Annotated in this window: 9 protein-coding genes; 1 reads left to right on the top strand and 8 read right to left on the bottom strand. The window is 38.6% G+C overall.

Annotated features, from left to right (window positions below):
• Nucleotides 1-87 precede the first annotated feature (87 nt).
• From AC570I_RS19335 to AC570I_RS19310, 6 genes are all read right to left on the bottom strand, one after another.
• Nucleotides 88-1,578, bottom strand: a complete 1,491-nt coding sequence (locus AC570I_RS19335; protein ID WP_497406800.1) for a redoxin domain-containing protein — start codon at nucleotides 1,576-1,578, stop codon at nucleotides 88-90.
• 68 nt (nucleotides 1,579-1,646) lie between these two features.
• Complete coding sequence (locus AC570I_RS19330; protein WP_497406799.1) at nucleotides 1,647-3,032, bottom strand: RagB/SusD family nutrient uptake outer membrane protein; 1,386 nt, start codon at nucleotides 3,030-3,032, stop codon at nucleotides 1,647-1,649.
• A gap of 12 nt (nucleotides 3,033-3,044) precedes the next feature.
• Nucleotides 3,045-6,338, bottom strand: a complete 3,294-nt coding sequence (locus AC570I_RS19325; RefSeq protein WP_497406798.1) for a SusC/RagA family TonB-linked outer membrane protein — start codon at nucleotides 6,336-6,338, stop codon at nucleotides 3,045-3,047.
• Between the two features lie 293 nt (nucleotides 6,339-6,631).
• On the bottom strand, nucleotides 6,632-7,777 hold the full coding sequence (locus AC570I_RS19320) for a FecR family protein (RefSeq protein ID WP_497406797.1): 1,146 nt from the start codon (nucleotides 7,775-7,777) through the stop codon (nucleotides 6,632-6,634).
• A gap of 89 nt (nucleotides 7,778-7,866) precedes the next feature.
• Nucleotides 7,867-8,460 (bottom strand): RNA polymerase sigma factor, encoded by a 594-nt coding sequence (locus tag AC570I_RS19315; protein WP_497406796.1) that lies wholly within the window; start codon nucleotides 8,458-8,460, stop codon nucleotides 7,867-7,869.
• 306 nt (nucleotides 8,461-8,766) lie between these two features.
• Nucleotides 8,767-10,314 carry a glycosyl hydrolase family 28 protein gene (locus AC570I_RS19310; protein WP_497406795.1) on the bottom strand — a complete coding sequence of 516 codons (1,548 nt, stop codon included), beginning with the start codon at nucleotides 10,312-10,314 and terminating at the stop codon, nucleotides 8,767-8,769.
• A gap of 232 nt (nucleotides 10,315-10,546) precedes the next feature.
• Here AC570I_RS19310 and AC570I_RS19305 point away from each other — a divergent pair, with 232 nt between their 5' ends.
• Nucleotides 10,547-11,299 carry an SDR family NAD(P)-dependent oxidoreductase gene (locus AC570I_RS19305; protein WP_497406794.1) on the top strand — a complete coding sequence of 251 codons (753 nt, stop codon included), beginning with the start codon at nucleotides 10,547-10,549 and terminating at the stop codon, nucleotides 11,297-11,299.
• A gap of 99 nt (nucleotides 11,300-11,398) precedes the next feature.
• Here the strand turns inward: AC570I_RS19305 and AC570I_RS19300 are convergent, their stop codons facing one another.
• A complete protein-coding gene (locus AC570I_RS19300; RefSeq protein ID WP_497406793.1) occupies nucleotides 11,399-12,640 on the bottom strand; it encodes an amidohydrolase family protein in 1,242 nt (413 codons plus the stop codon).
• A gap of 118 nt (nucleotides 12,641-12,758) precedes the next feature.
• Nucleotides 12,759-13,799 carry a redoxin domain-containing protein gene (locus AC570I_RS19295; protein ID WP_497406792.1) on the bottom strand — a complete coding sequence of 347 codons (1,041 nt, stop codon included), beginning with the start codon at nucleotides 13,797-13,799 and terminating at the stop codon, nucleotides 12,759-12,761.
• Nucleotides 13,800-13,849: the final 50 nt, after the last annotated feature.

Here is a 13,849-nt window from a genome sequence, read left to right as displayed (position 1 = left end):
CACAGAAACTACGAAAAACTAACAAACTCCGTGTATTCTGTGCTTCCGTGGCTAACCTAATCTGTGGATCACCAGCGATCAATTTAGCTATGACCCGGTTTTACACATATCAATCATCATGGTAAGCTCATCAACGGCAGCTTCATTACTTCCATCAAAACCGGTTAATTTAAACCTTACATTTCCATTGGCATCAATAACAAATTTGGCTGGGATTCCGTTAACCTTATAACTGCTTACTACCTTATTTACTTTAGTTTGCGCATCTTTTAAATCCATCAACACTTCAAAATTATATTTCATGCTTTTGATATAATCTCCGGCATCTTTAACAGGGTCGGCGACTTTTTCCCACGTATGAATAAATAAAAACTTCACGTTATCATCCGCTTTGTATTTATCAACAGCCATCTGCATTGCCGGGAAAGAGGCTTTACATGGCCCACACCAGGTTGCCCAGAAATCCAGAATCACTGTTTTACCTTTGTAGTCGGCTAAAGAAACCTGTTTACCATTTAAATCTGTTAGCGTAAAACCTGCTGCCGTTTCGTTAACCATGTCTTTAGTCAGTTTTTTGCTTAAAGCTTCGAGATAACTTTTACGGGTTGCAGCAGCGTACTCTTCGTATCCTTTATCACTTCCTTTAACATTCACATAAAGCTTTTTAAAGTCATCGGCCATTGCCGGAGTAGCTTTTCCTGCCTTTACCACTTCTTCCAGTTTATCATAAGCTTCCTGATTTCTGTTCAATCCCATCAAAATCTGAGCATAGCGATAATTTAAAGGTGGGTTTAAACCCTGCGATTTAGCATAGGCCATTTCAGAATATTTTAATGCCTCATCATACTTTTTCCTTTCGAACAAAATATTAGCATAAGTACTCGTTAATCCCGGATAACCCGAAGCAGAGAACTTTGCCCAGTTTTCATTTCCCTTTTTGGCATCAATATAAGAAAAAGCATTATCCATTGCTTTCTTCGCATAGATCTCTGCATTCGCAAGATCACCATTTTTATAAAAAGCAGTAGTGATGCCAGAGTAGGCATTGCCTTTCCAAAAGTCTACTTCAAGCATATTTGCATATTCATTTGCCTTGACAACATTTTTTTCTGCGGCAAATTTACCGGCTACATTTGCTCTTACATAATCATATGCCAAACGATCATCAACTTTTACATTGGGATAATTAGCCGGTGGAAATTTTTTAATCCAGCCTTTGTAGGCAGATTCTGCTTCATTAGCTGTTTTTAGCAGGTAAAAATCTTTGGATGCTGCACTTCTGGCCTGTGTGCCTAAAGGAAAACGCGTCACTACATCATTATATAACTGCTCTGATCTTTTCTGATCTCCAATCCGATAGTAGTAATTTGCTGCCATCAATACGGTAGCTTCTGTTTTGCCATCAGATAATTCGGCAAGTTTACTTCTCAACTGTATTTTATCGGCTGTATCTTTTGATAAAACCAGTTTATTGAGGTACTGTGCTGTAGTATCCGTAGTTTTTTTATCCTGTGCATTCACTGAAATCAATACAGCATTTGCCAGTAGATACAAGCCGGTGGTTCTTAAGAGTTTCATATTATTTTTCATTTAGTGTTGATTTAAAAACCAGCCATTCAATCATTACAGAACGGCGGGAAGAATATTTAATATCCCGGGTTTTGGGTAAGGTTAGCGTTTAGCAATATCTGGTCTGATGGGATTGGGAATAATTGGGCGCTCGATTTATACGTGGTCTTTAACGAACCCAAAACAGCATCTGCTAATCCCATTCTTTTTAAATCAAACCATCTGTGACTATATTCACCGAATAATTCCAATTTTCTTTCCTTAGCCACTGCGGTAAGTAATCCTGCGGTAGTAGATGCGGTTGTATTACCTAAACCAGCTCTGGCTCTGATGATGTTAATATCAGCCTGTGCACCTGTGATATTCGATTGTTGCGCTCTGGCCTCTGCCCTGATTAAATATTGCTCTGCTAAACGAAATAACACAGTATATTCATTACCTAAAGTGGACGCCGTAGCCGTTTGAACCTTGTATTTATTAATTCTGTAATATTTTACCGCGTTATAAGTGGTAGAGTCAACCCAGGTTGTTTTACGATTGTCATTCATTTCAAAATCTTTTGTGAACGCACCAGACAAAACAAAGATTGGAGGCACAATGTTGTTCGCAGAACTCGTAGTACGGTATGATGTAAACCCTGATGCACCGTATAACGAAGATAATTGTAAAATGGTCTCACTACTGGTATTAATAAAAGTATTTGCAGTTGTAGCCATAGTATAAGTACCGGCGCCAATTACTTTTGTCGCTTCAGCTTCCGCATTTACATAATCTTTATTGTAAAGATATGCCCTTGCAAGAAGTGCAGTTGCTGCCCATTTATTTACCCTCACTTTAAGTGCAGCTGTTCCCACGTAAGCTGTTGGAAGCAGATTTTGTGCATCCTTCAAATCACTAATCACCTGAGCATAAACCTCAGCTACAGAAGCCCTGGGTTTAGTGGCGTTGTTTAGCTCAACCGGATCTGTGGTTAATGGAACTCCTCCGTATAAATTAACAAGGTTAAGAAACATAAATGCACGGAAGAACTTAGCTTCACCAGTAAGCTGATTTTTCACAGTAGCACTCACACCGCTTGTCTTATCCAATCCGTCAATAATGAGATTAGCATACCTGATCACCTGATAAGAATAACCCCAAATATAATTTGATGATGTTCCGTTTGTGGCTGAAACAACATTTTGTGTGAATTGAACATAATCAGAAACTGCTGTTGTATTCTGCAACTCATCAGCCGATAATCCCGAAGCCCATGTTTCGTACTGAATAGAATTAAGGAATGAGTAATTAGAGTAAAGAGACAATGTTGCACTGGTTGCAGAGTTATCACTGGCAAAAGCATCGTCTTTTGAAATTAAGTTAGTAGCCAGCTTTGCCTCAACATATTTCTTGCACGATGAAAAAGACAACAATACAAGTGAGAGTGAAGCAGCTATGATGTATAAATTAAATTTAATTTTCATGATTTCTTAAGATTAAAGTGAGCAATTTATACCGAAAACAATTGTTCTGACCTGAGGTATAGCGGTATATTGTCCTGTTCCTAAACCAGAACCTGTACCCGGAACCGTCGTATCCGGATCATAAACATACTTTTGTTTCGCCCAGGTATAAATATTTTGTCCCTGTACATAGACACTAAGGTTTGATAATTTAAGCTTGCTCACAATTTGCTTTGGAAGCGTATAGTTTAAGCTCACAGTCTTTAATTTCCAGTAAGAAGCATCACCCCAGTTTAAATCTGATGAGGTTAAGTTATTATATGACGCATCAGAAGAAGTTGATGCCGCAGGATACAATGCCACATCACCAACGGCCGACCAGCGGTTCAATATTGCAGTACTTTGATTTGCATAATTAATACCGGCAGGGCTTGAGGTTAAAGTTGGGTTAAGCACACCATAACGATGATTGTATTGAAACATAAAATCAAGCGTTAATCCTTTATAGCTAAAACTATTATTGATGCCACCAAAATAAGGATGTCCATATTTTACAATATACCGGTCACCTGCAAAAGTAATGGTACCATCACCATTTATGTCCTGATAAGTGGGCAAGCCAGTTTGAGGATTTACCCCATTGTACTGGTATCTTTTTGTTATATCTACCGGAAAACCAATTACATAACTGCTGGCATAAGATGTATTCGCCAGATTATCAAATTTCAGCAACTTGTTGCGCAACATGGTCATGTTGATATTGGTGGACCATCTGAAGTCGCCTGATGCAACATTTACGGTATTCAACTCAAACTCGAAACCTTTATTCTGAACAGTTGCATCAAGATTTGCATAATATCCTGAGGTTCCAATTTGCAGAGGAGTACTGATATAGTTCAACATATTAGAAGTCCTGTTGCGATAATAATCGGCCTTAAGTAAAATTCTGTCCTTGAGAAATCCCAATTCGATAGCAATGTCAAGCTTTTTAGTGCTTTCCCATTTCAAGTCCTGATTTTCAATATTTGAAGCAACATACGTTGAGTTGCCATCATAATTGCTGCTTGTTCCTGATGTCGTATAAAGCGAATAATACAGGTAATTTGGAATCTGATCATTACCTGTTACACCGTAACTGGCTCTTAATTTACCAAAACTTAAAAAGGTTAAATCTTTCATAAAGTTTTCTTCAGTAAATATCCATGAAGCTCCTAAAGCACCAAAATTCCCGAATTTGTTATTGTTACCAAAGCGTGAAGAACCATCTCTTCTGAAAGTGCCGTCAACGATATACTTCCCTTTCCAGTTATAGTTTAAACGACCAAAAAATGCATTATATTTGTAAATGGAATTGGAATTTAGATTTGTAGTAACAGCAGAGGCACCTAAAAGGGAATTAATCAGAGCTTCGTTACTATAACCTGTACCAGTTAATGAAATCCCCTCGGTATTGGTTTGCTGAAATGTAGTACCTATTAACGCTTCAAAACTTCCTTCCCCTATTTGTTTATTATAAAGCAACTGAGGTTCTATGATATAGTTCGTATTGCTATTATCTGTATATCTTAGCGAACTTACCTGTGAAGCCGCAGGATTCTGAGAGCTGGCAGGATTAATTTGCTGCTGCCTCAATCTCGTGGTACTGTAGCCTAAATTAGCTTTTACTGTCAATTCATTAATAATCTTATACGAAAGATTAATGTTAGAGATCAGGTTACTGGTTTGTGCATCAGTAGTTTTAGGGTAATAAGATAGCGGGCTGGTTGAAGTCCAGTTTACCGATCCGTTTGCATTGTATAATGGATAATTTGGTGCTAAGGTATAGATGGTACTTAAATCTGTATTCGGCATCAGGTTTTTCATGTAGGCATAGTTAACCGAGCCGTCAATATCGAACTTACCATCTGCACTTTTGTGTCCTGCACTCAACCTGCCTGAAAATGTCGTGGCACCAAAATCGCCTCCATATACTGTACCCTGTTTGCGATAGGTTGATGAGAACATAAAAGAGTTTTGCGCATTGCCACCAGTTACTGAACCCGTAGCATTGGTCATGTGTCCTGTATGGCCAATAAAATATTTTTGCCAATCGGTATAGGCATTTTGATCCCAAACTGTCAGATCCAGTGCATTCGTTGCTGTTGGTGTTACACCTGTTCTTGCAAAGGCAGCTTTTCTCATGGCTAAATACTGTTCTGTATTCATCATGGGAATGTAGTTCGAAACATTGGAAATACCACTGTTTACATTAAAATTATAAGCAGTTTTACCTTTCCCTCCTTTTTTTGTGGTAATCAAAATCACTCCGTTAGATCCACGTGATCCATAAATTGCTGTGGCATCTGCATCTTTCAGAATATCAATGCGTTCAATATCTTCAGGTGCAATCATACTGAATGGACTAACACCTCCGTTCGCAGCCGAAACTCCGTAAGCATTCAAATTGTCAGTGGCGGGTTGCGCAGCATTAAAAAGAGTAAACGGCACACCATCAATCACATACAACGGAATAAAACCCGCTCCTGAAAGTGCCGTTGCTGAACCGCGGATATTGACCCTCACTCCCGCTCCGGGTAGACCGTTATCCTGGGTAATCTGAACTCCGGAAATTCTTCCTTGCATAGCAAGTAAAGGATTCTCTACTGTTTGTTTACCAATATCAGCCGAAGTAATCGAACTTACCGACCCCGTATTCAAACGTTTTGTAGTACTACCATAACCAATTACCTGCACCTGATCCAAAGCTGCTGCCGAAGGGTTTAATTTAATATCAAGTAAACTTGCGGTTCCACTCTGTAATAAACCGCCGGTAATTTTTAGCTCTTTCGTTTCGTAACCGATGTATGAAATTACCAGGATATCATTTTCATTAAGCTCCAGTACAAAAGAACCTGTCGAACCTGTCAAGGCATATTTTTTGGTTCCCTTAACCAATACGGTGGCGCCAATAAGCGGATTGTTATTTTCATCTACAATACGCCCGTTGAAACGCGAAGAGCTAAAGAAGGCGCCTATTTTATCAATAAATGATGACTCTTCCTTCTTGATCAATACCGTTTTAGCTTCAATTTTATAGCTTAACGACTTGTTTTTCAAACAATAATCAATTACTTCGGCTAACGGAGTGTTGTTAAACTCAACATTGATTTTAGTCGCATCGTTAAGTGTTTGCGTAGTATATAAAATTCGGTATTCGGTTTGTTTTTCTATTTCTTTAAATACACGTTCAATGCTGACATTTTTAGCCGAAAAAGTTAGTTTTTGAGAGAAACTGGCAGCACTTACATGCACCATAAAGGCAATCATGATGGCAATGGTAAGTTTCATGGTCAGTAGTAGTTTGGAAGGAAAGCACAGGCGTAGCTTCCCTTGAAATAAAGGATTAAAATTCATACTTTCGTTTGTTTGGGTTAATGCGTAAATGGATCTCAGAAATTTGTTTTTAAGGGTTAACTCAGCTTTATGGCCATGGAAGTGCTGGTAACACTTTCGTGGCTTTTTTGCTTAAAAAACCTGCTCATGTTACGCCGCGGCTGGTAGTTTTCTTTTCATGTTGTGGTTTTTAGTTAGTTGTTTATTTTTATTATTTATAAAGGGTGGTTAATCCTTTATGCAGTGTTTTATTTTACGGTAATTATTTTATTTTTGATAAAAAAACGGATGTTGCCTGTTTCTTCGAGCATGGTAAGTACCGAAGAAATGTTATCAAAGCGGGATACAGAGCCTGTAAACGATGGAGTGTTATTTTCATCCAGCTCACTTACAAAACGTACACCATACCAGCGTGACAATTTGCTTAGAATACTTTCAAGTGGTTCATCTTTGAAACGGAATTCTCCGTTTTTCCAATCGATAGCCAATGCCGGATCGATTTCACTAACCTGTAAAGCATTGTTTCTAAATACAGATTGCTGATTAGGTGACAAAACCTCATGTTGCCCGCTTGCCGAAACCTGAACTGAACCTTCGAGCAAAGTTGTTTTAATATTATCTTCATTAGAATAAGCATTGATATTAAAATGGGTTCCCAATACTTCGACTTCCTGTTTTGCAGTCTCGACCAAAAACGGATGGGTTTTATCTTTTGTCACCTCAAAATAGGCTTCCCCAGTTAAACTAACTATACGTTTTTGTTGCCCACCAAACTCGCCCGGAAACGTTAAGGAACTGGCTGCATTCAACCATACCTTTGTTCCGTCGGCCAGTACCACCTGATACTGTCCGCCAGCTGGGGTTTCAATGGTGTTCTTCTGGTTGCTTGCGTCCGCATTACGATCGAGAATGGTGAACACAACAACACCGTTTGCAGCCTTTTCTATTTTAATTCCGTTCAGCGTATCAAGCGTACCATTTCTTTCATCAAGACTGATTTTCTGTCCATTGGCCAATTTAAGAACCGCTGTGTTTTTACCTGGAGCAATATCATTTGCATATCGGCGGGAAGCGTCTTCGTTCCTCATTCTCCAGAAAACAATGGTACCTAACAGCACAATCGCTATAGCTGCTGCAATGGCTGAGATCATTCGAAACCTCGTCACCTTAAGGGAATTCGTGCCGCTTGCTTCCTTTTCTGAACCTAGGTTAATTTGAGCATCAATTTTTAGTTTTAATGCGATACCAAAAGCTACCTTATCTTCTTCAGACTTATTCCAGCTAGTTTGTTCAAGCTCTTGTTCCACCCAATCGTTAACGGCATCGGCTTCCTTCACACTTGCCTGTCCGTCATTATAACGCTTTAAAAGTTCTTTAACTTGTTCGGTTTTCATAGGTATTTAGGCAAGCTAGAGGACGCCTTACAATACTATATTCCGAAAAGAGGACTTTGGTAGTAGATTTATTTTAGAAAAAAATAAAATTATTTTAAAAGATGCGCAAAAAGCACTAGCATTGCCCCTGATAGATTCAATTTCAACGATTTTGCAATCAGTTTAAGCGCATTATTAATCTGTTTCTTAACAGTTAATTCCGATATCCCAAGTTTTTGAGCAATTTCCTTATGAGAAAGCTGTTCATCACGGCTCAAAACATAAACTTGCCGCATCTTCCCAGGTAGTTTCGAAACCGCTGTATCAATATTTTTCTGAAGTTCTTTTACAGAAATATCACCTTCAGTTTGCGCTGTGGTGTTTTCAAAATGATATCCGAGGCGCTCCATAAAATTTTCCTTATGGATATTCTTTTCGATGTACTTTAATGAAAGATTACGAACTGATTTAATTAGATAGGCTCCAAGCGGCCCTTTAACTTCCAATGACTCCTTACGGTTCCAGATGGATACAAAAATCTCCTGTACAATATCAGCGCCCTCGTCTTCTGATTTGGTGAGTTTGACAGCATAACTCATCATCTTTTCCCAAAAGCGGTTATAGATTTCTGTAAAGGATGTGTGCTCCCCGTTTTTCAAACGCAGCAGCAACTCATTATCCGATAATTCGTTTACAGACGCCATACAATGACACGAATATAAGGATTTCAACAGAGTTTGAGCACTATTTCAATGTCAAAACAAAAAACAACTACAAAATTAATAGATATTATTTCAACAAGACATTTGTTTATAGCCTATTCGCTTTAGTTAAAAATATTACCCACGAGCTTCATTATTATGTACCCTGCAGATCTCGCAAATGCCGCAGATTAAATTTTATGAAGAACTCTTATGGCGTAATAAATCTTAAAGATCAGCGAAATCTCTGTGATCTGCAGGAAATTATTGTACAACAAGACGTCCCAGTTCTAATAGTATATGGTAAAATCAATCTTTAATTATCGTACCTACGCTCACAAATTTGTATACCGGTAACATGCCTGATATTGATTTCACCTTGTTAAACTCAATATCCTCGGCATTTGTCACATTTACTTTTGCATTTTCCGGTAGTATAATATTGCTGAATGATACCTTCCTTAACCGATGGGAAACATCTTCAAAACCATTGATATCGATTAATACGCTGTTCGGAACGGCGATTGACATATCAATATTCCTGAATACAAAGTTTTCAAACGTTGGGATTTCTGCTGCAGGCTCGCCATCATTATTGTAATTTACAGCAGAGAATATGGTAATCATCATCAGCTCACAATCCGCAACAGTTACATTTTTAACATATCCACCCCTATCTTTAGTCGCTTTAATCTGCATACCATAAAGCAGTTTCCCGGCTTTACAGTCTTGTACCAATACATCACTCACCCCACCCGACATCTCGCTACCAATAGATATTCCATGCCCGCTTTTGAAGTTACAATCTGTAATCCGTACGTTTTTTGTTGGCTTTGCTACCAAAAATCCTTCCGGATTTTTCCCTGATTTAATGGCAATACAATCATCGCCGGTATCAAAGGTACAATTGAAAATGTAGGAGTCAGTCGAAGAATCCGGATCGATCCCGTCACCATTTCTGATGTTTTTAGTAATGATATTTAAATTATAGCAACTTATGTCATCACTATAGATGTAATGGATAGTCCAGCATGGCGGTTCGGTAACTGTTAACCCCGAAATACTTACATTCTGGGCATTCATTAAACAAATTAAACGCCCTCTGCTTCTGATGCCATTCGCTTTAGTCATGGCCTCTCCAAGCTTTCGGCCACCCCCTACAATCTTACCATTTCCCGTAATCATTAAATTCTTGATATTATAGCTTCCATTTTGATTAAGGGTTCCGGCATTTAGTAAGCTGGCGTAGGTTTTCATTTCCCATCCTTCAAACCGGTTCAAAATCATGGGCAGGTAATCATTCGGAAGTTGAGAACCTTTTAACACACCTCCCTCCTCTATTTTTAAAGTCATGTTGCTTTTTAAATGCAAGGCACCCGATAAAAATGTTCCTTTTGGAATGAGCACTGTACCACCTGCTGAACAGGCATCAATAGCAGCCTGTATAGCTCTAGTGTTAAGTATGGTGCTGTCAGCCGTTGCGCCATAATTCAGAATATTAAATATTTTTCCTGATAAGGTAGTTTTAAACCGAAGGGTATTAGTTGCATAATCTGGCTTTGTTTTCCCTTTGATGATCACTTTTACAGTGTACCATGTATCAGGTTTTAACACGTTGATTGTGAAATTGGTTTTATCACTATAGCTGATTTTTTTATTGTTTACCACAATTTCGTAGCCTAATGATCTGGCATCGGTTTGTTTATCCCATAATATAGTAACAGAATTATTGGATAATGTACCCGGTGCTATCAGCAAGTTAAAGTTATTGATGGGCGATGCGCTAAGTACAAACGACGATAAAAAAACACTTAGCAGAAAAAGTATAACCGCTATTTGACGGGGATTTTTAGGCATAATATATCTGGTTATGAACATTGACCTATGATCAAGTTTCACCAAATATAGCGAACTGTTCAAATTATCCATCCTGCTATGTACTGCTCTGTAAATCCAAAAAATAAATCACCCTGTCAATGCAAAATAATGGTTTTCAGTACAGCGGGTTATTTACTGTTAAAACACACTCCCCTGACAAACATTTAGCGTACAATCCCGTTTTTTTACATAGAATTTAACACAAAACAATATGCCATCATTAGAAAATAAAGTAGCGGTTGTTTCTGGCGGAGGTTCAGGAATAGGCCGTTCAATTGCCATCACTTATGCACAGGAAGGTGCTAAAGTAGTTGTGTCCGATATCAATGAAGAACAAGCAAATGAAACCGTAAAATTAATTCAGGAAAACGGAGGTAAGGCTTTCGCAGTGAAGTCTGACGCTTCAAAAGCTGAAGAAAACAAAGAACTAGTAGAAGCGGTAGTAGAGAAATACGGGCGACTGGATATTGCCTGTAATAATGCCGGAATCGGAGGACCTGCAAAACCAACAGGCGATTATGACCCTGAAGAATGGGATCGTGTGATTGCACTTAATTTAAATGGCGTTTTCTATGCCTGTAAATATCAGTTACAACAAATGGAGAAGAACGGTGGTGGTTCAATCATCAATATCGCGTCTATCCACGGACAGGTGGCCGCTCCTAGCAGTCCTGCTTATACTGCCTCGAAACATGCCGTGGTTGGGCTAACAAAGAATATCGCCGCAGAGTATGCTACAAAAAATATCAGATGTAATGCCGTAGGACCAGGTTATATCGAAACACCTTTATTAACGGCTAACCTGACTAAGGAAATGCAAGATGCAATCGCGGCTAAAAGTCCGATCAACAGATTGGGTAAAGTACAGGAAATTGCAGATCTGGTTGCCTTTTTAAGTTCAGATAAATCAACATTCACAACAGGCAGTTACATTATTGCCGATGGTGGATATACTGCAATTTAAGATCAGAGGATTTTATCATTATGGCAAAAGCGCAATGAATAATCATAGCGCTTTTTTTATTTTCTTTTGGGGAAACCCATTCAATCATTCACTCTTCACTCAATCAATAACCTTCCCGTGTTTGATAATCATGTCTAATTTTTTCAACCGGTTAATATCTTCGAGCGGGTTCTGATCAACAACCAATAAATCAGCTTTTTTACCTGCCTCGATACTTCCTATGTTTTTTTGCTGACCAATAGTTTCTGCCGAAATCAAAGTTGCGGCCTTCAGTGCTTCGGCCGGTGTAAAATCGCAGTCGTTTACAAAATAATTCAATTCTTCAATCAAAAAGGGATACGTATTGGTAAGTATGGTAATTTTATCGGTGCCTGCCGATATTTTAACGCCAAGGTGATGAAGCTTTTTTACCAGTTCAAATATCCATTGTTCCTTAACTTCCGAAACAGTTAAGGTAGCATCGAGAATTACATTTCTACGTTTCATTTCCCCGGCCAGTTCCGTTACGTCTATGCGACTTCCAACACTGTCTTTATAGGCTTGGGGAACTTTTCTATAATTCATTTTTGGATCATTTATCAATGCCGACAACATACTGGCATGCGATATAACTTGAACACCTGCCCTCACCACTTCCAATGGCTTTGCAGGATACATCATGGCATGGCCCCAAACCAAAAGGTTATTTCTTTTGGCGGCGGCTGCAACATCTTTCAAAAATACCCCATCAAAAGAATGGTAAAGTTTTACACCTGTTGCACCACAGGCTTTCGCTTCTTTCATGGCACTGTCGAGGTTTATACCGGGTACAATAAGTTGTTCCCATGGGTGGTAAGGTTCTTTACGGATATGCTGATCGCGGTTGTAGTACCAATCGCCCGCCATAAAGGCAGCATAATAAATATCGGCACCTGTTTTGATATCGTGATTTACATCGGCCTGAACCTTCTGCATAATTGCCCCGTTCCCTGCGGCATCGCGGATGGTGGTAATTCCGTGTTTGAGGAGGTAATCAAGTACCTTATACGATCTTTCGATGGGTGATCCGCTGATATTGGTTACGTGTGCATGCGAATCAACCAGACCAGGCACCAGGTATTTGTGCTGAATATCTATTACCTCTCCTTCGGTTCTATTTCCCTTATAAACAGATGCTATGCGGTCATTTTTAATTAAAACCGTCATATCACTCATCACCCTGCCTTTTTCTATATCTATAATATTGGCATGTTTTAAAGTAAGATATACATCCTGTTTCTCCTGAGCCATGTTTACAGATGGCTTATAGATTGAGAGCAGAACAGTTAAAATCAGGTAAACAACAATATTTACTATTTTCATATTTATGGTATTAATGGGATATTAATCAAAAAAATGCAGGAGACATCCATCATCCTGCATTGTCATCACTAACTATTAACTAAAAAACCGCTTCTACCCGGTTGTTAATTTAAATATTCTACTTTCCGAAAATCGCCGACAATTGCTTTTCCAATGCATCACCGCGTAAATTTATTGCGATAATCTTTCCCGAAGGATCAACTAAAAAGTTAGCAGGAAGGCTTTTTACACCATATATTTCTGCTGTTTTGCCATTGGTTGTTTTAGGATCATTTAACTGAAGCCAAAGTAACTTATCTTGCTCAACAGCTTTTAACCATTTTTCTTTCGAACTGTCCATAGATAAACCAACAATTGTAAAGCCATTATTATTAAACTTCTGATAAGCTTTGATCAGATTTGGGTTTTCCAGCCTGCATGGGCCGCACCAGCTCGCCCAAAAATCAATTAAAACATATTTGCCCCTGAAATTGGTCAATGAATAGAATTTGCCGTTTTGATCTGCCAAAGAAAACTCAGGAGCAATAGCCCCGTGGGAGGTATTACCCAATGCGTCTACAAAGGTTTTAATACGCCTTCCATAATCATTTCTCTGAATAGCCGGACTTAACAATTGATACAGTATATCTGCCCTATTTCTATCCGGATAGGTGACGTAAGTATCATAAATGGCAATTGCTGACAGAACACTTTCAGGGTTTCTATTAACAAAGTCGGTTACAACACTATCTTTTAAAATCTTCATTGCAGCACCAAAGCTGGTACGCCTTTTTTTATCGATTACTTCGTCTCCCGTAAGTGGCGGTCGCTTGCCAATATTTAATCTCAGCGCTTGTCGATATTGGGCGTACAATTCAGATTCCTTACCACCAATAACTTCCAAATCGTAAAACTTAGTGATCTGCCCTCTGAATTTGATAAGTGTAGGCTCTAAAATAAAAATTTTGATTTGTTGATTAACGCTATTCGATAGAGTACAAAGTGTTGATTCGACGACAGCCACTTTCTTTGTGAAAATATCAGACCTGGCTTGTACAGAGTCCTTATAAAGAATATTATTGATTTCATAAGAAAAAATAACATATCCACTGCCTAGATCTTTTATGTTCCCTATAGTATGCGCAACAATTTGCGCATACACAGAAGAACATATCATCATTACTAATATTTGGAAAATGATTTTTTTAATATTTTTAAGCATGATATATG

The organism is Pedobacter sp. A2324 (assembly GCF_059693705.1).
This window is presented reverse-complemented; position numbering and strand designations above follow the sequence as displayed.

Coding starts and splice junctions, on each gene's coding strand:
- AC570I_RS19325 (WP_497406798.1), bottom strand. CDS start 6,338: ATGAAACTTACCATTGCCATCATGATTGCCTTTATGGTGCATGTAAGT.
- AC570I_RS19310 (WP_497406795.1), bottom strand. CDS start 10,314: ATGCCTAAAAATCCCCGTCAAATAGCGGTTATACTTTTTCTGCTAAGT.
- AC570I_RS19305 (WP_497406794.1), top strand. CDS start 10,547: ATGCCATCATTAGAAAATAAAGTAGCGGTTGTTTCTGGCGGAGGTTCA.
- AC570I_RS19335 (WP_497406800.1), bottom strand. CDS start 1,578: ATGAAACTCTTAAGAACCACCGGCTTGTATCTACTGGCAAATGCTGTA.
- AC570I_RS19315 (WP_497406796.1), bottom strand. CDS start 8,460: ATGGCGTCTGTAAACGAATTATCGGATAATGAGTTGCTGCTGCGTTTG.
- AC570I_RS19300 (WP_497406793.1), bottom strand. CDS start 12,640: ATGAAAATAGTAAATATTGTTGTTTACCTGATTTTAACTGTTCTGCTC.
- AC570I_RS19330 (WP_497406799.1), bottom strand. CDS start 3,032: ATGAAAATTAAATTTAATTTATACATCATAGCTGCTTCACTCTCACTT.
- AC570I_RS19320 (WP_497406797.1), bottom strand. CDS start 7,777: ATGAAAACCGAACAAGTTAAAGAACTTTTAAAGCGTTATAATGACGGA.
- AC570I_RS19295 (WP_497406792.1), bottom strand. CDS start 13,799: ATGATGATATGTTCTTCTGTGTATGCGCAAATTGTTGCGCATACTATA.